20 protein-coding genes and 1 riboswitch are annotated in these 22,356 nt (G+C 38.5%); of the genes, 2 read left to right on the top strand and 18 right to left on the bottom strand.

Annotation, left to right across the window (positions count from 1 at the left end; all coding sequences use genetic code 11):
* The 4 genes from MM214_RS07765 to MM214_RS07750 form a co-directional block, all read right to left on the bottom strand.
* Positions 1 to 621 carry a sugar transferase gene (locus MM214_RS07765; RefSeq protein ID WP_241294078.1) on the bottom strand — a complete coding sequence of 207 codons (621 nt, stop codon included), beginning with the start codon at positions 619 to 621 and terminating at the stop codon, positions 1 to 3.
* The gene (locus tag MM214_RS07760; RefSeq protein WP_241294076.1) at positions 614 to 1,759 is read right to left on the bottom strand and encodes a DegT/DnrJ/EryC1/StrS family aminotransferase; all 1,146 of its coding nucleotides are present in this window, start codon (positions 1,757 to 1,759) and stop codon (positions 614 to 616) included. Before MM214_RS07760 ends, MM214_RS07765 begins: the two co-directional genes overlap by 8 nt.
* 78 nt (positions 1,760 to 1,837) lie before the next feature.
* On the bottom strand, positions 1,838 to 2,995 hold the full coding sequence (locus MM214_RS07755; protein ID WP_241294074.1) for an MraY family glycosyltransferase: 1,158 nt from the start codon (positions 2,993 to 2,995) through the stop codon (positions 1,838 to 1,840).
* Positions 2,996 to 3,314: 319 nt separating this feature from the next.
* The gene (locus MM214_RS07750; protein WP_241294072.1) at positions 3,315 to 3,890 is read right to left on the bottom strand and encodes a TlpA family protein disulfide reductase; all 576 of its coding nucleotides are present in this window, start codon (positions 3,888 to 3,890) and stop codon (positions 3,315 to 3,317) included.
* A 145-nt stretch (positions 3,891 to 4,035) separates the two neighbouring features.
* Here MM214_RS07750 and MM214_RS07745 point away from each other — a divergent pair, with 145 nt between their 5' ends.
* The gene (locus MM214_RS07745; protein WP_241294070.1) at positions 4,036 to 6,279 is read left to right on the top strand and encodes a Tex family protein; all 2,244 of its coding nucleotides are present in this window, start codon (positions 4,036 to 4,038) and stop codon (positions 6,277 to 6,279) included.
* A gap of 140 nt (positions 6,280 to 6,419) precedes the next feature.
* On the opposite strand, the gene MM214_RS07740 is transcribed toward MM214_RS07745, so the two are convergent.
* The 11 genes from MM214_RS07740 to pdeM all read right to left on the bottom strand — a co-directional run bounded on the left by MM214_RS07740 (position 6,420) and on the right by pdeM (position 17,568).
* Positions 6,420 to 7,883, bottom strand: coding sequence for a hypothetical protein (locus MM214_RS07740; protein ID WP_241294068.1), 1,464 nt, complete (start codon positions 7,881 to 7,883; stop codon positions 6,420 to 6,422).
* A gap of 15 nt (positions 7,884 to 7,898) precedes the next feature.
* Complete coding sequence (locus tag MM214_RS07735; RefSeq protein ID WP_241294066.1) at positions 7,899 to 10,775, bottom strand: TonB-dependent receptor; 2,877 nt, start codon at positions 10,773 to 10,775, stop codon at positions 7,899 to 7,901.
* 367 nt (positions 10,776 to 11,142) lie between these two features.
* A complete protein-coding gene (gene gldC / locus MM214_RS07730) occupies positions 11,143 to 11,487 on the bottom strand; it encodes a gliding motility protein GldC (protein ID WP_241294064.1) in 345 nt (114 codons plus the stop codon).
* A 97-nt stretch (positions 11,488 to 11,584) separates the two neighbouring features.
* Entirely contained in the window at positions 11,585 to 12,247 is a 663-nt protein-coding gene (locus tag MM214_RS07725) for a CoA transferase subunit B (RefSeq protein WP_241294062.1), read from the bottom strand.
* A 293-nt stretch (positions 12,248 to 12,540) separates the two neighbouring features.
* Positions 12,541 to 13,236: a CoA transferase subunit A gene (locus tag MM214_RS07720; protein WP_241294060.1), complete on the bottom strand. Its 696-nt coding sequence runs from the start codon at positions 13,234 to 13,236 to the stop codon at positions 12,541 to 12,543.
* A 10-nt stretch (positions 13,237 to 13,246) separates the two neighbouring features.
* Positions 13,247 to 14,179 carry a bifunctional riboflavin kinase/FAD synthetase gene (locus MM214_RS07715; RefSeq protein WP_241294058.1) on the bottom strand — a complete coding sequence of 311 codons (933 nt, stop codon included), beginning with the start codon at positions 14,177 to 14,179 and terminating at the stop codon, positions 13,247 to 13,249.
* Positions 14,166 to 14,852: a tRNA pseudouridine(55) synthase TruB gene (gene truB / locus MM214_RS07710; RefSeq protein WP_241294056.1), complete on the bottom strand. Its 687-nt coding sequence runs from the start codon at positions 14,850 to 14,852 to the stop codon at positions 14,166 to 14,168. The genes MM214_RS07715 and truB overlap by 14 nt, the downstream gene beginning before the upstream one ends.
* A gap of 1 nt (position 14,853) precedes the next feature.
* Positions 14,854 to 15,648, bottom strand: a complete 795-nt coding sequence (locus tag MM214_RS07705; RefSeq protein WP_241294054.1) for an undecaprenyl-diphosphate phosphatase — start codon at positions 15,646 to 15,648, stop codon at positions 14,854 to 14,856.
* Positions 15,649 to 15,655: 7 nt separating this feature from the next.
* The gene (locus MM214_RS07700; RefSeq protein ID WP_241294052.1) at positions 15,656 to 15,862 is read right to left on the bottom strand and encodes a DUF3098 domain-containing protein; all 207 of its coding nucleotides are present in this window, start codon (positions 15,860 to 15,862) and stop codon (positions 15,656 to 15,658) included.
* 4 nt (positions 15,863 to 15,866) lie between these two features.
* On the bottom strand, positions 15,867 to 16,757 hold the full coding sequence (locus MM214_RS07695) for a cell division protein FtsX (RefSeq protein ID WP_241294050.1): 891 nt from the start codon (positions 16,755 to 16,757) through the stop codon (positions 15,867 to 15,869).
* 148 nt (positions 16,758 to 16,905) lie between these two features.
* A complete protein-coding gene (pdeM, locus tag MM214_RS07690) occupies positions 16,906 to 17,568 on the bottom strand; it encodes a ligase-associated DNA damage response endonuclease PdeM (protein ID WP_241294048.1) in 663 nt (220 codons plus the stop codon).
* A gap of 99 nt (positions 17,569 to 17,667) precedes the next feature.
* On the opposite strand from pdeM, the gene MM214_RS07685 reads away from it, so the two are divergent.
* Entirely contained in the window at positions 17,668 to 18,108 is a 441-nt protein-coding gene (locus MM214_RS07685; protein WP_241294046.1) for a DUF2147 domain-containing protein, read from the top strand.
* Positions 18,109 to 18,248: 140 nt separating this feature from the next.
* Here the strand turns inward: MM214_RS07685 and MM214_RS07680 are convergent, their stop codons facing one another.
* The 3 genes from MM214_RS07680 to MM214_RS07670 are packed head-to-tail and all read right to left on the bottom strand — an operon-like array spanning position 18,249 to position 21,867.
* Positions 18,249 to 19,472: a homoserine dehydrogenase gene (locus tag MM214_RS07680; RefSeq protein ID WP_241294044.1), complete on the bottom strand. Its 1,224-nt coding sequence runs from the start codon at positions 19,470 to 19,472 to the stop codon at positions 18,249 to 18,251.
* The gene (locus tag MM214_RS07675) at positions 19,465 to 20,520 is read right to left on the bottom strand and encodes a homoserine O-acetyltransferase family protein (protein WP_241294042.1); all 1,056 of its coding nucleotides are present in this window, start codon (positions 20,518 to 20,520) and stop codon (positions 19,465 to 19,467) included. Before MM214_RS07675 ends, MM214_RS07680 begins: the two co-directional genes overlap by 8 nt.
* A gap of 36 nt (positions 20,521 to 20,556) precedes the next feature.
* Complete coding sequence (locus MM214_RS07670; protein WP_241294040.1) at positions 20,557 to 21,867, bottom strand: O-acetylhomoserine aminocarboxypropyltransferase/cysteine synthase family protein; 1,311 nt, start codon at positions 21,865 to 21,867, stop codon at positions 20,557 to 20,559.
* Positions 21,868 to 22,079: 212 nt separating this feature from the next.
* Positions 22,080 to 22,189: riboswitch (SAM riboswitch) on the bottom strand.
* Positions 22,190 to 22,356 lie beyond the last annotated feature (167 nt).

Here is a 22,356-nt window from a genome sequence, read left to right as displayed (position 1 = left end):
CTATTCAGTTAAAGGCTGATTTCCTTTGAATTTACCTACCGTCACATGCCCTTGTTGCGTCACTCCTTTTCCTTGTAATACATTAAAAAATGTAATCAAAAGGATTTTAACATCTAGTAAGAAGCTCACGTGATGAACATACCACACATCAAACTCAAATTTACTACACCAATCTATGGCGTTGCGACCATTTATCTGAGCCCACCCTGTGATTCCTGGCTTCACGAGATGCCTTTGTTTTTGATTCATGTCATATAATGTCAGGTATTCTACGAGTAAGGGGCGTGGACCTACCACACTCATATCTCCTACCAAAACATTGAAAAGTTGTGGCAACTCATCTAAAGACGTTCTTCTTACGATTCTACCAAATTTGGTAATTCTTTGACTATCTGGCAGTGGATTACCTAAACTATCATAAGCGTCCCTCATTGTCTTAAATTTAATTATTTGGAAAATCTGTCCATTCAAACCTGGTCTTTCTTGATAAAAAAAGGCAGATTGTCCATGATTATTGATTGAAGTCAATATCCATATAAGCAGAAAAAATGGGAAAAAAACTAAGGCAAGAAATCCTGCTAATAGGAGATCAAATATTCTTTTACCTATTCGACTATACATGGCTTTTCGATTTATCTACTAGATTCCTGATCACTGACACTACCCTTTCAATCTCTTCATCTTGAAGTTGGGGACTACTAGGTAGGCATAGGCTTTGGTCAAAGATATTTGCAGCTATTTCCCCTCCGAAATACTTGAACCCTTGGAATGACTTCTGCAAATGAAGTGGCTTCCACACAAACCTGCTCTCAATATGATTCTCCTGAAGACTTAATCTTAGCCTATCTTTATCAAAACCTGCTAAAGATGGATTTATACGTATTGTAGTGAGCCATCTATTAGAAAATGCACCTTCGGGTTCATCTAAAAATGAAATCCCACTCAGTCCTCCCAAAGCTTTTTGATATCTCAAAAACACATGCCTTCTACCAGCTATTTTTTCTTTGATGCCTTCGATTTGTGCCTTACCTATAGCTGCTTGTATATTGCCGAGTCTATAATTGTAACCTATTTCAGTATGCTCGAAATAGTGCACTTCTTCCCTTGCTTGAGAAGCTAATTTTCTAGATCGGTTCAAAAGCTCCATATCATTTGAAATCAATGCTCCACCTCCACCAGTTGTAATGATTTTATTTCCATTGAAAGAAAACACACCCAAATCTCCAAAGGAACCACAAGGTTGGTTTTTGTAGGATGACCCCATAGACTCGGCAGCATCTTCTAGCACAGGTATACCATAGTTTCTAGCGATATCTAAAATTTCATCGTATTTGGCAGGCATTCCAAACAAGTCCACTACAATGATAGCCTTCGGAAGCTCTCCCTTTTTATCAAGTTGAATCAATGCAGATTGTAAGGCATCAGGACACATGTTCCATGTCTGTGGTTCACTATCGATGAATATTGGATTGGCTCCTAAATAAACTATTGGATTAGCAGATGCGCAAAAAGTGAAGGATTGACAAATAACATGATCACCCGGCTGTACTCCTAGGAGCTTTAGGCCTAGATGAATAGCAGAGGTACCAGAGTTTAGTCCAACTACCTTTTTGGGATGTACATGATTTGCGAGAGCAAGCTCAAATTCATTTAGAAAATCACCACCAGCTGCAATGTATGGAGTTGCAAGTACTTTTGAAATATATAATTCTTCATTACCTTCAAAAGAAGGCGCAGAAAGCAGAATGGGGTTAAGCATTAATTGAGTAATTAAGCTTCTAAAGTAATTAATCGATGCTGCAAATCAAGGTGATTGAGGAAAAAAATACACCATTCATCAATTTTGATTCATCTCAATTTTTTTTATGATTTTTGGGGCGATTTCAGGAGCGCCTTTTGAAGATCTTTTTGATTTCTTTAAAGATAAAATTGGGGGAGTCTTGCTTTGAATTTCCTTAACCCTCCTCAGGGTAATTACATCTAACCTCAAACCCAAAACTACAGCTGTCAAAATCACAAGAGGTAGCATGATATAATCACTGAAAGTAGTACCTAAAAACATAACAGCTATAAAAAATAGCATAATCCCCGACATAGATAAAGCAACTTGATCGTGCCTTAAGCCCATTCTCATCATAAAATGATGAATGTGGCTTTTATCTGCTGAAAACGGAGACTTTCCTCTCCTGATTCTCTTGGTAAAAATCCTACAGGTATCGTAAACAGGCACTATCAATAAAGCAAATCCAGAAGCAATAGGTGCATTGAACTTCCACCCTTCGAAAACTGCCATTGTACCATTCCTATCTACAAATATCACTGCCATCACTGAAAGGGCAAACCCTAAACTCAGCGACCCAGTATCTCCCATAAATATCTTGGCTGGGTGCCAATTATAGATCAAAAATGACAGAATACCTCCTACCAAAACAAAAGCAAATAAACTGTATGCATTCATATTTGCTTGTAGAAACCACCAACCCAAAAAAGTAAACGCAACCAATGATAGAGAACCTGCCAAACCATCTAGCCCATCAATCAAATTGAATGAATTTGTCAGAGCTACTATCGTAAAAATCGAAATCGCATAGCTTATAATCAGTGGTATTTCATAAATCCCCATGAATCCATATAATCCTGAAATTCTAATGTCTCCAAAGACGACTACCATGTAAGAAGCGACAAGCTGACCTAGAAGCTTTTGCCATGGTTTCAAATCGACCATATCATCTCTCAGGCCCAACAAAAAAGTGAGACCAAATGCAGTGAGAAAAAACCTAATTTCTACTAATTCTTGAAAGCTTGCCCATGTGATTGTCGCTACAAAAGTACCAATCACAAACCCAACCCCCCCCATAGAAGGAATGAATCCAGTGTGAATTTTCCTCCCCCCTGGAGCATCTATCATTTTCATTTTTTTCAGTATCAGAATAAGTATCGGCGTCAAAAGAAACCCGACAATAAAGGCTGTACTGAGTGCTAGAAAAGTTGCCATAAAAAGACCATTTTTCCAAATGTAGCTATGTTTGTTCTTATTTTCAACTCATTCTCGAAAAAAGGATAATCCAAAAAATCACACTAAATCAAAATAAGTCACTTCATTATACTTTAAATACGTTTTAAATACTAAATAAAACATTTCCACCTATTAATTAATGTTAATTTAATATTGAAATTATACAAAAATAACATCAGAAAAAATTTAACAATTTGACTAAAAAATTGATCGATTAAGGCCTCGACGTACCATATCAATCAAAATAACTCTCAATCTTAATTTGATCAAATTAAAAAACAAGTAGTTATTTCCTACATCACATTTGTTTTTGGAGAAAATCAATGAATTCTTGTGTATCAAAATTACTCATGCCTTCTTGGTAAAAAGATATTTTACCTTTGGAATTCACAACCAAAGTTGTAGGTATAGATTGGGAATGCAAGGAAGAGTTTAAGCCATGAGAAGCATGATAAATAGGAAACCTCCACCCTTTATCTTTTACTAAGGATTTGCTTTTTTCAAAATTTTGATCTGTCGCTATCAATAAAAAAACTATATCCTGACTGTCCTCAAACTTCTCATACAAAGATGCAATGTGGGGCATTTCAGCCCTACAAGGAGGACACCATGTTGCCCATATATTTATGAAAAGAACCTTTCCTTCCAATTGATCTAAACTCATGATATTACCTGAAGAGTCTGTCAACAGTCCTTCATAGTTGAAATCTTGATAAGTCCTATCTTCAAGTGTTATCTTGGGTTTGATCAAACCAGTAGAAAGCAAAACTGATTGGATTCCACCCATAATTGGTGTGATCAATCCTGTAAAGTATAAAAATGCAAAAATAGAGAGTATAAGCCCCCAGCTTTTAAATTCTTTTTTCCAATTCATAATCGCTAATTTACTTTTAAAATTTGATTTAAAATTACTCACACATTTTCAGTGATTTAGTGACATTGATTACAATTACAATGTATAACTTTTTCTAAGCATTGCGATAAACTCTAAATTGCGGGTCTTAATTTTAGTAAATCTTATGAATATAGACCATTATTTAAAAATAGCCGAAGAGCTGAACATCAAACTAAAGCAGGTGACTGACACAGTGGGGCTATTGGATGAAGGAGCAACGGTGCCCTTTATCTCTCGCTATAGAAAAGAAGTGACTGGCAGTCTAGATGAAGTTCAAGTAGCTGCCATCAGAGATAGATCCCTTCAACTTCGTGAACTTGACAAAAGAAGAGAGGCTATCTTAAAATCCATAAAGGATCAAGGCAAGCTCGATAAGTCACTTGAAGAGAAGATCATTGCTGCTGAAACTATGTCTGTATTGGAAGATTTATACCTTCCTTATAAGCCAAAAAGAAGAACTAAAGCCACTATTGCAAAAGAAAAAGGTCTAGAACCTTTGGCCTCTCTCCTATTTGAGCAAAAATCCATCGATCTGGATTCAGAAGCTGCAAAGTATATCTCTAATGAAAAAGAAGTAGCTAACGTAGAAGAAGCACTACAAGGAGCTCGAGATATTATTGCAGAATGGATAAATGAAAATGTTGAGCTTCGAAAAAAGATGAGAGACCTCTTTGTAGAAGAAGGAGTATTTGTTTCAAAAGTTATTCCTGGCAAGGAAGAAGAAGCAATCAAATACAAGGATTATTTTGATTGGACAGAGCCCATCAAATCAGCACCTTCACATCGTGTACTTGCCATGAGAAGGGGTGAAAAAGAGTTGTTTTTGATGCTTGATTCCTGCCCTGAGGAGCTTGTTGCTGTTTCCTTGATAGATAATGTCATTCTCGAGAAAGAATCTAATAGTGCAGTAGACCAAGTCAAATTAGCCATAAGAGATTGTTACAAGAGACTATTGAAACCTTCTATGGAAACAGAGGTCAGACTTCTGACCAAGAGAAAAGCTGATGAAGATGCCATTAAAGTGTTTGCCGAAAATCTTCGCCAACTCCTTCTAGCTGCACCTTTAGGCGAAAAATCTGTATTGGCAATAGATCCAGGTTTTCGAACAGGTTGCAAGACCGTTTGCTTGGGACAGCAGGGTCAGCTATTGAGTTATGAAGCCATCTATCCTAATGAACCTCAAAAAAGAATTCATGAAGCAGGTAATACTATCAAAAATATGGTAGAAAAATTCAAGGTAGAAGCTATTGCTATAGGAAATGGAACGGCAAGTAGAGAGACCGAATCATTCATAAAAAGCCTTGGTCTACCTAAGCATGTAATCATCACCATGGTCAATGAAAGTGGTGCATCTATATATTCTGCTTCAGATGTAGCACGAGAAGAATTTCCTGACTTAGACTTAACGATAAGAGGAGCAGTATCCATAGGCAGGAGACTGATGGATCCTTTGGCTGAGTTGGTAAAAATAGATGCCAAATCCATAGGTGTAGGTCAATATCAACATGATGTGGATCAATCAGCCTTAAAAAACTCACTAGATGACACCGTAATGAGTTGTGTAAATGGCGTAGGTGTGGAAATCAACACAGCATCGAAACAGCTTCTCACTTATGTATCTGGATTGGGGCCTGTTTTGGCGCAAAACATCGTGAGCTATAGAACAGAGAATGGCCCGTTCAAGACAAGAGCAGAAATCAAAAAAGTCCCAAGATTGGGTGATAAGGCATACGAGCAAGCAGCTGGATTTTTGAGAATAAGAAACGCTAAACATCCTTTGGACAGCTCCGCAGTACATCCTGAAAGATACGACCTTGTAGAAAAAATGGCCAAGGATCTCGGAGCCAAAGTGGTAGATCTTATGAGCTCTGAAGAACTGCGATCAAAGATTATTTTAAAAAATTATGTATCTGAAACTGTAGGACTTCCTACGCTTCATGATATCATGGAGGAACTTTCAAAACCGGGAAGAGACCCAAGAGAAACTTTCGAAGTTTTTAGTTTCCAAGATGGAGTAAATGAAATGTCCGACTTGAAGATCGGAATGAAACTCCCTGGCATAGTAACAAACATCACAAAATTCGGAGCCTTTGTAGATATTGGCGTGCATCAGGATGGTTTGGTTCATTTAAGTCACATGGCTGACAAATTTATAAATGACCCAAATGAAGTCGTTGCTGTAAATCAAAAAGTAGAGGTCACTGTGATGGAAGTAGACATCCCTAGAAAACGAATTGGACTTAGTATGAAGTCTGACCCTTTTGCTGAAAGAGGAAAAATAAAGCAAAAGGACAGAAAAGAGGAGACTAAAGTTGCAGAAGGAGATTTAGCGGCCAAATTGGCCATGCTTAAAGGAAAATTTAGATAATTAATATTTCAATAGCACAATTTAATTAAGCGGGTTGCTATATTAAAGTATATAGGAGTATAAGCTCTAGGAAGTAATTGCATAAAAAAACCACCTTGACGGGTGGTTTTTTTATGCAGTTTATTAGAATACATTTGAAATCATCTTGGAAGATCATTGCCTATAAAACTGTTAGGATTTACTTTGGGTAAATTTGATCCCCACTTTGTATTTATTGCATCGATAAAATGATTTGCCACAAAAGCATGCGCTCTGGCATTTGGGTGAACACCATCTAGAGAAAACCCACCATTAGGAGGGATTATAGAAGCGGTCAAAGAAACACCACCAGAATTGACCTGTCCCTGAAGAACTCTATTCAGAAGCTGATTTATATCGACTAATACTAACCTTTCGCTATTTGCTTGAACGGCCGCATTTATAAAACCATTAAACGACTGTATTTTATCACTTATTTGCGTTTGTTCTTGAGGCGTTAAGACAAATTGATCCTCTACTGGAAAACTGATCCCCCTCAACAAAGCAGGATTCCCTCCCACAGGCTGACCCAATGCAGAAGATAGCGGTAAGGTAGCTCTATCTGTGGATTTGCTCTGTCTGATGGATGGTAATCCTAAACCTGCTAAATTGGTCAAAAACTCATCCTCCATCACAAAGCCATTTTGTCCCGCTTGGAACTGAACTCTTCGTCTTTCTTCTTCCTCAGCAGTAATAAGCCCCGCAGCTCTTGCTTGTCCCAGACCTGCATTATACGCCGCATATCCTTGATTGGCTTGATCTGCTTGAGCCTGAGACATCGGTAGCGCATTCCATGGCACCAAGGTAAAATATGGCAGTACAGATAGACCCGGGATATTAGCAACAGCGCCTTTCGCTTCGGTGTTAGCTTGGAGCATAGTTCCTAATGCTAAACCTAACCTTTCTTGAAAATCAGCATCAGAAGTCAAAATAGCTGGATTTGAAGCTCCTCCTGTAGCATAACCTAACACATCGTTACTTCCTAGCCAAAATGTAAAGAAAGTACCACCATTTGCAAGAGCAGTAGCAGCATCACCTATCACTGTAGAAGTTCCCGGATTAGAAGCGAATCTCTCGTACATTCTATTGAACGCTGGGTTCTGTGGTACATTAGGCCCACCTGTCTGGGGTATAATAGCTGTCAACAAAGTAATACCTGGAACTCCAAAGTTATTTAAATTCGTCTTGTTTCCAGTGAAATTAGCAGGGACGTCACCTGCTCCTATTGGAGCTGGACCTGTGGCTCCAGTCGTCGGATTTATGGTAAGGACAAGCCTACCTAAGGGTCCCTGAGGTCCCATTTGAAAGAATCCATTGGCAGAATTGATATCTGGGACATTGAAGTCTCCTCCTCCTACAGCTTTCGCTTGTTCGGCAAGCATCACCGCAAAAGAATTCTGTTGGCCTCTGTTGTAAAGTGCACCATCCATAAACCCTGCCGTCAAAGAATTTCCCACAGCTACTATTTTTGTAAAGTCGGCATTTCCAGAGGTGGGAGCTTCAATCTGTTGTTCTGGAAACTCATAGGTACATGAAGCCAAGACTCCAAGTACCAATACATATATAAACTTATTGATATATTTCATTTTGGTCGATTTTAATTAGTTCAACAACTCGTCAAATGTAATAGACACGTAATAAATCGCTCCAATAGTTGGACCTCCAAAATTCTGGAAATACCTATTGTTAAAGATATTGGATCCACCAAGCTTTATGATAGATTTCAGATCCTTCAATCTGTAACTTACCTGTGCATCGAAAGTATGAATTTCTGGTACATCTCCTTGCGCAAATGTCGACTCCCATCTAAAGGCTGTCTGATACCTGTAAGTAAGCCCAAAGCCAATTTTATCCGTCACCTTTCTATTTCCAAATGTGATATTGGTCTTATGCTCAGGAGTGTTGAAATCATTTAAGAAATCGTCCCCAATGGTCGATATCAACCTGTTGAAATTGTAATTTCCACCAAGTGTATAATTCTTAGGAAAGTTATACGTCAAACCTATAGCAGCACCATGAGCTCTTACTTCTTGGTCTACGATGTTTGTATATGTTTGGAATGTATTTTCTTGACCTGGAGTAGTGATCGGCGTGAGCAAAGTGGGTGCATTGATAGCATTGATGGCTCCTTGATCTGTGTTAGGCAAAGCACCTGGGAATACTGGTCCTGGGGCTCTTCGAACAGAAGTTTGGGTAATGAAATCATTGTAGATGTTGTAGTAATATGCAAAATCTACCATAAGTCGATTGCTTGCTAATAGACTTTTGTACCCTACTTCTATCGATTGAACACGCTCTGGCCTAAGCTCTGGAATCAAGTCTGGCGTAGCTCTTTCCAAAAGACCAGTAGCTCGTGGATCTACTGGTGACAAGCCCGATCCTACCGCTGCGATATATTCATTTACTGATCTTTGGGTAAATGAATTTTCATAAATGTTATATTTCTCTCTATAAAATGGTAGACCACCAATCAACCTTGCAGATACTACGTTCAAATCTATATGTTGTCCCTGAGTAGTGGGATTTCTGAATCCTGTTTGATAAGATAATCTAAAGTTATTGTTACCTTCTGTGAATACGCCAGAAATTCTTGGATTAAACTGCCCTTGAAAATTTTCATTTTTATCATACCTCAACGATCCAGTAAGCTTCAACTTATCTTGGATGAATCTTTTGGAAGCTTGAGCATAGGCACCTACTTCTTGAATTGTAATGTCATTGCCCTCTACATCTGCGAAGATGGTACCATTGGATCTCAAATCATAGACTCTGTATGATCCTCCAACTTGTAAATCCATAAAGTCAATTTCATTTTTGAAATCATACTGCCCTTCTAGCATGTTCATCCTCGACTGGTCATTGAACAGTGAACCAAAAGGTATCACATCACCTCGAACACCAGCTTTTGCAGCTTCAAACTCAGGAGTGCCAGGCATCAATCTTCCTTGATCAGCTGCACCTCTTGCAAACTGATGTGCAGCAGCCTGCTGTGCAGGTGTACCTAGTGCACCAGGAGTCACACCTTGACCAAACAAATTTTGTAAATAAGCACCAGCATATTGACCAAACCAGTCATTATTTGATTTCCATCTGTCGTTGATGGCTACACCTGTCAAATCAGCAATATAAGAATCCCCAGAATTTTCGATTGTGGTATAAGCTCTCAAAAAATAATTGGCTCCTTTCAGCTCCAACTTATGCTGAATAATGGAAAAAGCCGCCAAAGAATATCTCTGTGCACCTGTATACACTGAGGTTCCCGCACCATAATTCATGGTATAAGAAAGTTCGGAACGGTCATTAACTCTATAGTGCAACGCTCCATTCAACTTCAAGTTCCTTGCATTATAATCAACCAAATATCTTTCATCATACCCTGTTCTGGATACAATCTGATCTGGTAGAGAGTTTGCACCAGCACCAAAGGCATTTTGGATGGCTGCTTGATTCCTTAATAGTCCAATGTTGTTTGCCACTTCATCCCCAAAGACATGTACCCTATTGGCTCCAGGATTGAAGTTTAACTCCCCTTGATTTAGTCTTGCAAGGTCTGTCTGATCTGTTCCATGCCAATCCATAGCTTGCATATAGGATGCATTGATTTTGAATGCAAACTTATTGTTGAATGCTTTTGCATACCTTATAGATCCCTCATACATAGGCTGTGGACTAGTAGGCTCTCCTGGTTGACCATTGATATGGTTTACACCTTGTTTGTAAAAAGCACTTAAGCCTTGGTATTCGAATGGACTTTTACTGTTAACTAACAAGATCCCATTGAAAGCATTTGGTCCATATAGCGCCGAAGCAGCTCCAGGAATAAACTCTACAGACTCTACATCCAATTCCGATGGTCCATTCAAATTACCAATAGGGAAATTCAATGCAGGTGCTTGAGTATCCATACCGTCTGTAAGCTGAACAAATCTCGTATTCCCTGTAGAATTAAAACCTCTAGCATTGATGATTTGAAAATTGATTGAAGAAGAAGTAACATCTACTCCTTTGAGGTTTGCTATTCCTTTGTAATAATTATCAGCAGGTGTATCTCTGATGGACAAAATATCCATTTTTTCGATAGATACCGGAGATTGTAATATGCTTTCTTCTACACGAGAGGCAGATACTACCACTTCTTGCCCTAGCATAAATTGTTCCTCGAGTGCCACCTGAAGATTCGAAACATTATCCTGAGTAATTTCAACCTCTTGAGAAGTGAATCCAACCATCGAAAAAACTAATGTCAATGGAGGTGCTTGGTTCACTTTCAGGTTAAAATTCCCTCGTAAATCGGTCACTGTACCGATTACTTTCCCCTTTACCACAATATTTACCCCTATGAGGGTTTCTTTGGTACCTGCCTCTGTCACCGTACCACTGATGGTGGTAGTCTGTGCATACACCGAACTTGTGCTAAAGGAAACTATAACAAGTAGACACAATACTACTTGCCAAATTCTTCTAGTAAAATTTTGCATAAGTTAATCTTGGGTTTTGTTAAAACTTATTCATTTTGAATCGAATGACGTATATCATTGGGAAAAATAGATGTTTTTCCCAACATTCCATTTAATTATTGTCTAAAAATTAAAAATAAAATTCAGCATCTCCTAACATTTTAAAGAAACGCTTTGATAATCAATAAAAACCAACAAAACCAATTAAAGAAAAATACTACCGCTCAATGCAGCTTTGATAAATCTTACAAGTCAGCTTCCAAATCTATTTCTTATCCCACTTGCTCAATAAAAAAGTCGATGACTCAAATTGAACCATCGACTTACGTAAATTATCCATTTCCAAATACTCAAAATGGATTTATGAGGAAATAGTATGTATCAATATTTATTGTGAATTCCTTTTATTTTCTTCGTTGACATGCTTCACTAACCTATCACACAAATCCTTCATCTCTTCTGACATGTATTCATCACCTGTTGCGTTCAAGATTGTTTGCGCCATACCACCAAGCGCATCTATGTAAAAACGTTTCATTTCTACTACAGACATATCTTCTGTCCATAAATCGATCCTCAATGTAGAGTGATTGAGGTTGTCCCACACATTCAAGCTGATACTTTTTGTAGATTCTGCCCCCTCACCCTCTTTGTCAGAAGCATCCCATTTGATTGATTTAGGGAGATTTTTATCATCAAGATTGACTATGAATTTTATCTCTGAACTTTTCATTTATTCGTGTTTAATTTGACGATACAAAACTACAAAAGATGCCCCAGAGTTCCTTCAAGTTTTGATTGATTTGATTTAGAAGCCTAAGACAGGTATTTCAATTAGCAAAATTCATCTCTGGTATCTCACCTTCGATAATCAATTTCCCTTCTGTTTTCGATTTTATCTCTTCTACCGAAATACCTGGAGCTCTTTCCAGCAGCTTAAAACCTCCCTCAGGCAAAACTTCAAGTACTGCCATATCTGATACTATCATGTCCACACATCGTATGCCCGTAATAGGAAGTGTACAAGATTTCAAAAGTTTTGACTGACCATTTTTACTACAATGCTGCATAGCTACTATAATTCGCTCCGCAGAAGCCACCAAATCCATAGCACCTCCCATTCCTTTGACCATTTTACCAGGAATTTTCCAATTTGCAATATCTCCATTCTCTGACACCTCCATGGCTCCCAATATGGTCAATTGGACATGCCCTCCTCTTATCATAGCAAAAGACTCAGCTGAACTAAATAGCGCTGATCCTTTGGTCATTGTAATTGTCTGCTTCCCTGCATTGATCAAATCTGGATCAACTTGATCCTCGGTTGGAAATGGCCCGATACCTAATAACCCATTTTCAGATTGTAAAATCACATCCAAATCATCTGGTATATAATTAGCCACCAAGGTAGGAATTCCTATCCCAAGATTGATGTACTGGCCATCTTTTACCTCTTTGGCAATTCTTTGTGCAATTTGATCTTTAGTAAGCATGGCAAAATGTTTTATTTGGGTTTAAATATTGATTTATAGTTGTGGAAGTGTTTTTGAAATATGGTGGAAAATATATGCTTTGAATTGGGTTAAAATTGGATAGATCTGTAGTTGAAACTCGATTGGGAAATTGAATTTTATTTATAATCTCCGTAGAGAAATCTTAATCTAAGAAGCTCCTTGCCATGAAAGTATCCATCCTCATTTTTGAAAACGTTTCCTTCCTTTATACTTCAACATGATCAAAAGCACTCTCCTGCCCTTTGTTCACTATAATCCCTCAAAGGACCTTATCACTTCCTTACAGTCCTTTGTTCAATTCTTTTTTCGTAATTTTTCCCTTGAAATATTCTTTGAACATATATACCTGGTGTATGTATCTGATTGGGATCAAGCTCTCCTGCTGGAACAAGCTCCTCCACCTCTGCGATGGTTATCTTGCCAGCCGCTGCCATCATGGGGTTAAAATTACGTGCAGTACCTTTATATATGAGATTTCCCGCAGTATCCCCCTTCCAAGCTTTGACGAAAGCAAAGTCTGCCTTCAACCACCTCTCCAACAAGTACAATTTATCATCAAATTCACGAAGTTCTTTTCCCTCTGCTACTTCTGTCCCAACTCCTGCAGGTGTAAAAAAAGCTGGTATCCCAGCGCCACCAGCCCTGACCCTTTCTGCTAATGTTCCTTGAGGAATGAGTTCTACCTCCAATTCCCCACTCAACAACTGCCTTTCAAATTCTGCATTTTCTCCAACATAGCTAGAGATCATTTTCTTGACCATTCGCTTTTGCAACATCAAACCTATACCGAAATCATCCACGCCTGCATTGTTTGAAATACATGTCAGACCGTTGATATTCATCGCTAAAAGGGCTTGGATGCTATTCTCAGGTATTCCTGACAATCCAAAACCTCCAAACATCAAGACAGCATTTGAGAAAACATCTTGAACTGCTTCTTGGGCATTTTTGACTGTTTTATTAATCATAATGTATTGGTTATATATGGGTAAGTATTTCCATTGCTTGCGATTTGTCTCTATTGAGCTGGGATTTGAGTGCCTGAAGACTTTCGAATTTGACCTCAGCTCTCAGATACGACATCAATTTTACACACACTCGCTTATCATAAAGATTCCCATCAAAGTTGAAAAGGTTTACTTCTATGGATCTGCTACTACCGTTTACGGTGGGTCTATGACCAATGTTGAGCATTCCATCAAAAGTATTGCCTTCGACAATGACTCTCACGGCATAAGCACCGTCACATGGTATGAGTTTATAATCATTGGGAACATGTACATTCGCTGTAGGAAAACCTATGGATCTTCCCAATTGTTGGCCTTTGATAATTATTCCATTGAGCTCGTAGGGTCTTCCAAGATACTCATTGGCCACTTGCACTTTTCCCTCCCATAGTGCGGCTCTAATTTTGGTACTAGAAACTCCTACATCATCAACATCTTGGCGCGAGATTTCTTCCAATTCAAATGGATATTGAGCAATATTAGATTTCAGAAATTCAAAACTTCCCTCTCTATTTTTGCCAAATCTATGATCGTATCCTATGACCAATTTACGAGTTTGAATTGTATCAATGATGATTTTTTGAATAAATTCATCTGAACTCAATTGTGAAAATTCTTTGGTAAATGGAATGGTCAACAAGTGATCCACCCCTGCTTCTTGGAGAAATTTGGCTTTTTCTTCGAAGGTAGAGAGTAGCAACAAATTGTGTTCTTTGGGGTAAAGCACCAATCGTGGATGAGGCCAAAAAGTAATCAAAACAGTCTCCCCTCCTATATCATCTGCAATATTCCTGATTCTTTTTAAAATTTTTTGGTGACCCAAATGTACACCATCAAAAGTCCCACTCGTGACTACGGGATTGTTTACGCTCACAAAATTGTTTATTCCTTCAAATATCCTCATCGAGGCGTGCTTTAATTTTGGTAATCAAATCGGGGAGTTCTAATGCATCATTCAACAAAAATTCACCAATTCTTGTTCTGCACAAAGCTGACATATATGCACCAACCTCAAGTGCTTCTCCCAGATCTCTAGCTATACTTCTGATGTATGTTCCTTTAGAACAAACGATTCTAAAATCAATTTCTGGAAGCTCAAAACGAGTAATCTCAAAGGCTGATACGGTAACTGGTCTAGCTTCTATTTTAACATCAATTCCCTTCCTGGCGGATTCGTAGACACGCTTTCCATCGATTTTGATAGCGGAGTGCATAGGTGGTACTTGCATGATCTCCCCAGTAAGCTTTGCGGCAGATTTCTTTACATCTTCTAGGGTAAGGTGATATGGATCTGCCACCTCTACGATTTCTTTTTCTCCGTCAAAACTCTCAGTAGTTTTACCCAAAACAAAAGTTCCAGTATACTCCTTTTCTTGGCCCATATACTGCTCTATACTTTTGGTTTGTTTTCCTGCACATACTATCAAAAGACCAGTAGCTAAGGGATCCAATGTTCCAGCATGTCCTACCTTCTTTATTTTCAATGCATTTCTTACTTTCTTGACCACATCAAATGATGTCCACTCTAGGGGCTTGTTGATCAAAAAAACTTCTCCATATGGTTCTTTTTCTTGCATCTTATCTCATCATTCCGGCTCCGATGGCAATCAGGCCTACGATCAAACAATAAATAGAGAAGTAAGTAAGCTTGCTTCTTCTTACCAAAGCGATCATCCAAGTACAAGCAAAATAACCTGCTACAAAAGCTGCAATAAAACCAGCTGATAAATATCCAAAACTATCCGAATTGTAAGCCAATCCACCATCTAGAAGATCCTTTGCAATCTTCCCTAAAATCAAGGGAACTACCATCAAAAATGAAAATCTAGCTGCTTTTGCTTTGTCAATACCCAGTAATACTGATGTTGAGATGGTCGCACCTGATCTAGATATCCCAGGTAAAATCGCAATAGCTTGGGCAATACCAACGATGATTGCTTCTATAAATCCCACTGGCTTGTCTGTATTTTTGGCTTTGTCTGCCAAGAATAGCAATAAGGCAGTCAATAACAACATGCATCCCACAAATACAATTTTCCCTCCAAAGAACTGCTCCAACTGATCATTGAAAAACACACCAACAATCGCAGCTGGTATCATCGACAACACAATCTTCAAGGAAAATCTAGTTTCTTCATTCCATTGAAACTGAAATAATCCTCTAAGGATCTCTGCTATATCTTTTCTAAAAACCACTATCGTAGCCAATGCTGTAGCAAAATGAAGAATCACTGAGAACATCATACTCTCTTCGGGTAACTTGGAGTCTCCCAATATCGCAGCTCCCAATTCCAAATGCCCACTTGAGCTTACAGGCAAAAATTCTGTCAAACCTTGAATAATCCCAAGGATTATCGCATCTATAATGTCCATGTATCTTCTATTCTGCTTTGTGGAAAATAGCGTAAAACTCAAAAATAAAACCCGCTAAAACAACGATTGGTCCTAAGGTCAAGCCCATAAAACCAAAACCGTGTTGTACTGGATCCAATCCAATAATAGTAAATCCTGCTACTATTATCGCGATCCCTATAAGCATGAGGATGTAATTTTTCCGTTTGAATGGAAAAGGATGGTGATTGTTCATATTTTTAATATAATTCGTCTAAAGACATGTTCAAATATTTATTAACTGCTCTCAAGGTACTGAACAGTGAAAGTAATGCACCAGCCAAAACCAGCCCCGCGAAAAGAATGTATAGCAACTCATAATTCTGAAGCATGGCTAATCCATCAATATTCGCTTTGGTGTATTCCAAAATCCCATAAAGTACTGCTGACGCCAATAAACCAGACAAAGCTCCAAAGAAAAATGCTCTAGTGAGAAATGGCCTTCTGATGAATCCTCGCGTAGCACCGACCAACTGCATACTTCTGATCAAAAAGCGTTGTGAAAATAAGGCTAATCGAATGGTATTATTGATCAACATGACTACGGTGATGATAAGTATGACTATAAACCCTCCCATGATCAAGCTGACCTTCAGCAGGTTTTCATTGATAGACTCCACCAAATCAGACATATAAGTCACCTCAAACACACCATCCATATCCTGTATAGCAGTCACAATCTCTTCTATTTCCTCGGGAGTTTGAAATTCCTCTGCTATGGCAAGGGTATAGCTATCTCTCAGTGGGTTGTCATTTAGGAACTTTGTAAAATCCTCTCCCGTATCTTCCAAAAAACTCTCCGCAGCAGCCTCTTGTGAAATATAAGTAAGCGAACTTCCAGTCTCCTTCTTTAGTACATACGGTTTGGCTTCTAATTGCTTGCCAATCTCCGCTTTTCTCGCATCTGTTATGTTTTTATTCAAAAAAACTTGCACCTCAATATTTTCTCTTATCATTTTAGTCAATGACTTCGCTTGGATAAAAATCACTCCAAACAAGCCTACTATAAAAAGAGACAAAGTAGTGCTAAATAGAACTGAAATAAATTTAAACTTTCCGACTTTTGTCTTTTTCCTTGATCTGCCTTTCATATAGCTTTTAAAGCTTAAATATTTTTTTGCTCATCATGCTGCCTTATTTTGCCATGAGATTTGGCCAAAATTAATCAGCTTATGGTAGATAACCAATCTTATTCTATTTTAAACCCAAAATACATTCACAAATGTATCAGGTTAGCTGCTAAACTGGAGAAAATTCTACAATCTTATCATTTGCTATAACGAAAAATTGATCCTCTGAAGTGCCTTGCATTCCAACAAGTCCTGTAAATCTTCCGTAAGCGGGCAATACCAACCTCTGATTGTTATAGTAAAAGCATGGCAAAGTCATTTTTTGCTTTCCTTTTCCTCGCAATGTCAGACCAGGATGAATATGACCACATACGTTGATAAAACCGTCAGGCACATTTTCTAAAGGTTCATGAGTCAAAATAAAATTTTCCTTGATCAGTCCCTCATCGTATACCTTCCATTGCTGATGCTGATAGCAAGATGCTGGCAAAATATCATGATTTCCCATTATCAAATGAAACGTTACTCTTTCATGCTGTTGTGTGAATTCCATCAAAGTCCACCAGGAATCATTGAGTTCAGAATGAAATAAATCACCCAAAAAATAAATATCACTAATCCCAAACTCCCTTATAAGGGTAGACAACTTTGCCAAATCCTCTTCATGGAGAGCTTCTGGAATGGGAATTCCTGCTTTTCTAAAATGTCCCGCCTTTCCAAAATGAGTATCCGCAATCAATAAAGCACCCCAGCTTGGGATGTAAATCACTCGCTCTGGCAGAAGAATCAATTCCAAATTTTGCTTGCCTAACCTTATCCTAAAATCTCTCACTTCAAGTATTTTGATTGGCGAATATCCGATTTTTTTAAAAATTAATAAAACTAATTTGTCTCAATCCGTATTGTATGAAGTATAACTAAAACTAACATCATGAAAAATTTAATCTTCCCGTCATTTTTAATTCTTTTTAGCCTGTTTATGACTTCATTATCTTTTGCGCAAAACGCAGATGATATCTTAGGCGAATGGTATACTACAGAAAAAGATGCGAAAATCAAGATTTTCAAATCAGGTAATAAATATAGCGGCAAAATTGTATGGCTTAAAGAACCCAATGAGAATGGAAAACCAAAGGTAGATGAAAACAATTCTGATAAATCGAAGAGAGGTCAACCTATCCAAGGTCTTGAGCTACTAAGCGATTTTGAATGGAATGGTAAGGTATGGGAAAATGGGACTATTTATGACCCTTCCAGTGGAAAAACCTACTCTTGTACGATCAAGAAAAAAGACGATAAAACGATAGATGTAAGAGGATATATTGGCATCTCCTTAGCTGGCAAATCAGTGGAATGGACCAAAGTAAAATAGCCTCTACTAGATAAGTTATCTTCGAAGACTAGATGCTCAATCTTTATAATTCCCTTAGTGCCTTTGTGATATATTAGAAAGCTCCAATATCACAAAGGCACAAAAGAGTCTTATTTAAAAGTTTAATTTTGTAAACAAAATCAAACGACTTCTCCAGCATTTTGAATGGTCTTCAATCCAGCCTCAATGCTTTCAACAGCATAATTATCAGGCAAAGCCAAAATAGACACTTCACCTGACTCATTGAGTTTATTGAAGTTTTTTGGCTTGATTTTACCCACAGCGAAGATCACACCATCGATCTGATGAGTGAGCTCTGGTGAGAAAAGTACTGAATCAATCAATGCTGCAGCTTTACTTTTAATCAAAACTCTTACACCCAAATTGAGTAATTTCTCATCTAGTGGTTTATCAAAATTCACTTTGGAGTAGCTGTACCCAAATCCATTTTTTGCTTTGATCAAATCTCCATACACAGCAGCTCCTGTAGGAAGACTCCCAGCACCTTTACCTTGATAGAATTGCTCTTGTAAGTGTTCTGAGACAATTTTTACTGCATTATATTCGTTTTCTACACCGTAAAAAGGATTATGCTCTTCTACCAAAGTAGGTAAGATATGAGCAGCTATGCCTCTATAATCCCTTTCAGCTTTGGCTATTAGCTTTATCTTCAATCCAAGCCTTTTGGCCAGTGCAATTTCTTCTTCTCCCAAATGCTGAATACCAAAAGTAGGAATCTGCTCTTCACCTATGAACTTTCCAAATGCATGGAGTCCAAGGATATTCAATTTACTGGCTACATCACTTCCATTGATATCAAACTTTGGATCTGATTCAGCAAAGCCCTTTTGCTGTGCAAGTCTTAGTGCTTCGGAGAAATTGAGACCATTATTGAAAATTCTAGATAGTATGTAGTTCGATGAACCATTCAAAATCCCTTCCAAGGAAATGATCTCATCTTCTTCAAAATGTGTCTCTAAAGTAGTAATCACAGGAATGCCCGCGGCGGCGGCAGCTTCATACAGTAGCTTTCCTCCAAATACTCGCTGCAACTGAATCAATTCAGGCAAGTGGGCCGAAAGCAGCTTCTTATTTGCTGAAATTACCGTGATGCCTCTTTTGAGTGCTTCGGTAACATACTCATAGGCCTCATTTGTATCTGAAATCAATTCCAATATATAATCAGGATTCTTATCAAATACTTCTTGGGGATTGTATGAAAACTTAAGATCAAAAGCCCTTCTTTTGAATTTGTTTTTCACTACGATGGTATCAGGGGTCCACTGTTCTTTGTGTTTTTTGGCGATTTGGTAATAGCCCTGTCCTACTACTCCAAATCCAAACAAACCAATTCTTTTATTCATTGTTTTCAAGGTAAAATGAGGTAAGGATATAATTCAACTGTCCATATTCTATCAAAAATGCATCATGACCATACGTAGACTGAATCTCTCGGTAAGTTCCACGACTGACCTTATTGGCTACATACTGGGACTCTTCCTTGAGAAAGAGTAAATCTTTGTCCACTCCTATTGCCAAAACCTTGGAAGGAATCCTTGCCAAAGCATGGGCTACATTTTCTCGACCTCTGCCCAAATCATGGCTATCCATGGCTTTGGTGAGTACCCAGTAAGAGTAGGCATTGAATCGATCTGCAAGCTTTTTCCCTTGATAATTCAAGTAAGTACTTGCTCTGAAATGATCTAAAGTCCCTTCACTATCTGATTGCCTTTCTGCAAAATTTTCTGGGTGTCTATAAGTCAACATAGCTATGGCCCTTGCGGCTTCGAGTCCTTTTTTACCTGCATCCTTCTCCCTTCTTCCCCAAGTCTGATCGGCAGAAATGGCCATTCTTTGAGATTCATTAAAGCCTATTATCCAAGGTGAAGCCTTGGCATTAGACGCTAATATGATGGTGTATTTGACTTTCTCTTGAAGTAAATAAGCCCATTCAAGCCCCACTTGTCCACCAAGTGATCCACCAATCAAGGTATTGATCTGGTTGATTCCCAAATGTGCTCGGAGAAGGTCCAAAGCATTGGCCATATCCCTCGTGGTCAAGCTAGGAAAGTCATAATAATATGCTTTTCCAGTCTTAGGATTTGTGCTGAGCGGACTGGTAGATCCATAGCATGACCCAAGCAAGTTTGCGCAGATAATATAGTGACGGGTGGGATCAAAAAACTGATCCTCTCCTATCAATCCCGGCCACCATTGATTCACATTGGCATCTCCAGTCAAGGCATGTATTACCCATATCACATTATCTTTTGATGAAGTAAGGTGACCTTGTGCCGTGTAAGTTAACTGGAAACCTGATAGAGTCTCTCCAGATTCCAGCTGAAATTCACCTTCGTAAGTAAAGGTTTCCTGCGCCATATCTACTATTAAATGAGGGCTTGCTAGATTCATTGATGATTTTTGATGAACAGATTCTGGTAGCTGTTCTTATCCGTTGATTTTAGAAAATGCTTGCTGAAGATCTTCTTTGATATCTTCAATATGTTCTATACCGAGAGAAATCCTCAACAAAGTGGGAGTCACTCCTGCCGCAAGCTGCTCCTCATCACTAAGCTGCTGATGAGTAGTGGCTGATGGCTGTATGATGAGCGTTTTTGCATCTCCCACATTTGCCAGGTGGGATATCAAATTCAATTCATTGATGAATTTGGAGGCATTCTCTTTATCACCCTTCAGCTCGAAACTAAGCACTCCGCCAAATCCTCTTGTCAAATACTTCTTAGCCAAATCATGGTAAGGTGATGATTTCAAGCCTGGATAATTCACTTTTTGTACTTGCGGATGGGATTCTAACCACTCCGCAAGTGCTAGTGCATTGTCCACCGTACGTTGCACACGAAGTGAAAGTGTCTCCAAGCCCTGAAGGAGGAGAAATGAATTGAATGGGCTAAGTGCAGGCCCAAAATCCCTTAAACCTTCTACTCGTGCACGGATCGCAAAAGCAACATTTGGCAGCCCGAGAGGGTTATTTTCTCCAAAAACTTCCCAAAATTTTAATCCATGATAACCCTCTGATGGCTCTGAAAACTGAGGGAACTTACCATTTCCCCAATTGAAATTACCTCCATCCACAATTACTCCACCTATAGAAGTCCCATGACCACCTATCCATTTGGTAGCTGAGGCAGTCACCACATTGGCTCCATGCTTGATTGGATTGAACAAATAGCCCCCTGCACCAAATGTATTGTCTACTACGAGAGGTATGTCGTGCTTTTTGGCCAATGCAGCAATGGCCTCAAAATCAGGAATATTAAATTCAGGATTTCCGATTGTTTCAAGGTAAATGGCTTTGGTTTTTTCATCGATTAACTTCTCAAAGTCCTCTACCGAATCCCCCGAAGCAAATCTTGCTTCGATGCCGATTCTCTTAAAAGCTACCTTGAATTGATTGTATGAGCCTCCATAAAGAAATGATGTAGAGACAAAGTTCTCACCTGCCTGAAGAATATTGTTCAATGCCAAAAATTGAGCTGCCTGTCCAGAGGCTGTAGCCACCGCAGATACTCCGCCTTCCAAAGCCGCTATACGCTGCTCGAAGACATCTGTGGTAGGATTCATGATCCTGGTGTAGATATTTCCAAACTCTTTTAGTGCAAATAGATTAGCACCATGTTCGGCAGAATTGAACACATATGAAGTGGTTTGATAAATTGGGACAGCCCTAGAATTAGTTGCGGTATCTGGGCTCTGACCTGCATGTAATTGTAGGGTTTCAAATCTGAAATTAGTGGACATAATTGATAGGTTTTATAGGTTTGATATAATTGTCATATGGGAAAACTCCTATTTCGTAATTTCTGCTACTTAGGAGCAACAAGGAGGTGTGTCAAAAATCACCTACACATCAAACAGACCAGCATATAGACTAGAGGTCTACTTGCATGAGCAGCATTGTTTGAAGGATTGTGCGTAAATTGTAAACGTGGAATATAAATCATCTTGTTAAGAATTTATATTTCCGAGAGAGGATATTCTCTTTCGGCAGGAATTGGCACCTTGGATTTTCCAGGTTGCCAGAGGGTCATAAAGCCTGTCTTTCGCCTCTTCTGTATAAATCCTAACACTCAAAAAGTGAAAGGATGTCACAAAGTAAATTCAGGAAACATTATAATGCAAGTATTCATCAAAAAAAGTTAGAAAATTCTGTATTTACCTAATTTTTCAAGGAATTTCCTGTTCAAAAATGAATCCTAAGGATAAATTAGCACAAAAAAGTCTCTTGAT

The organism is Belliella kenyensis (assembly GCF_022549675.1).
GTDB classification, from domain to species: Bacteria; Bacteroidota; Bacteroidia; order Cytophagales; family Cyclobacteriaceae; genus Belliella; species Belliella kenyensis.
This window is presented reverse-complemented; position numbering and strand designations above follow the sequence as displayed.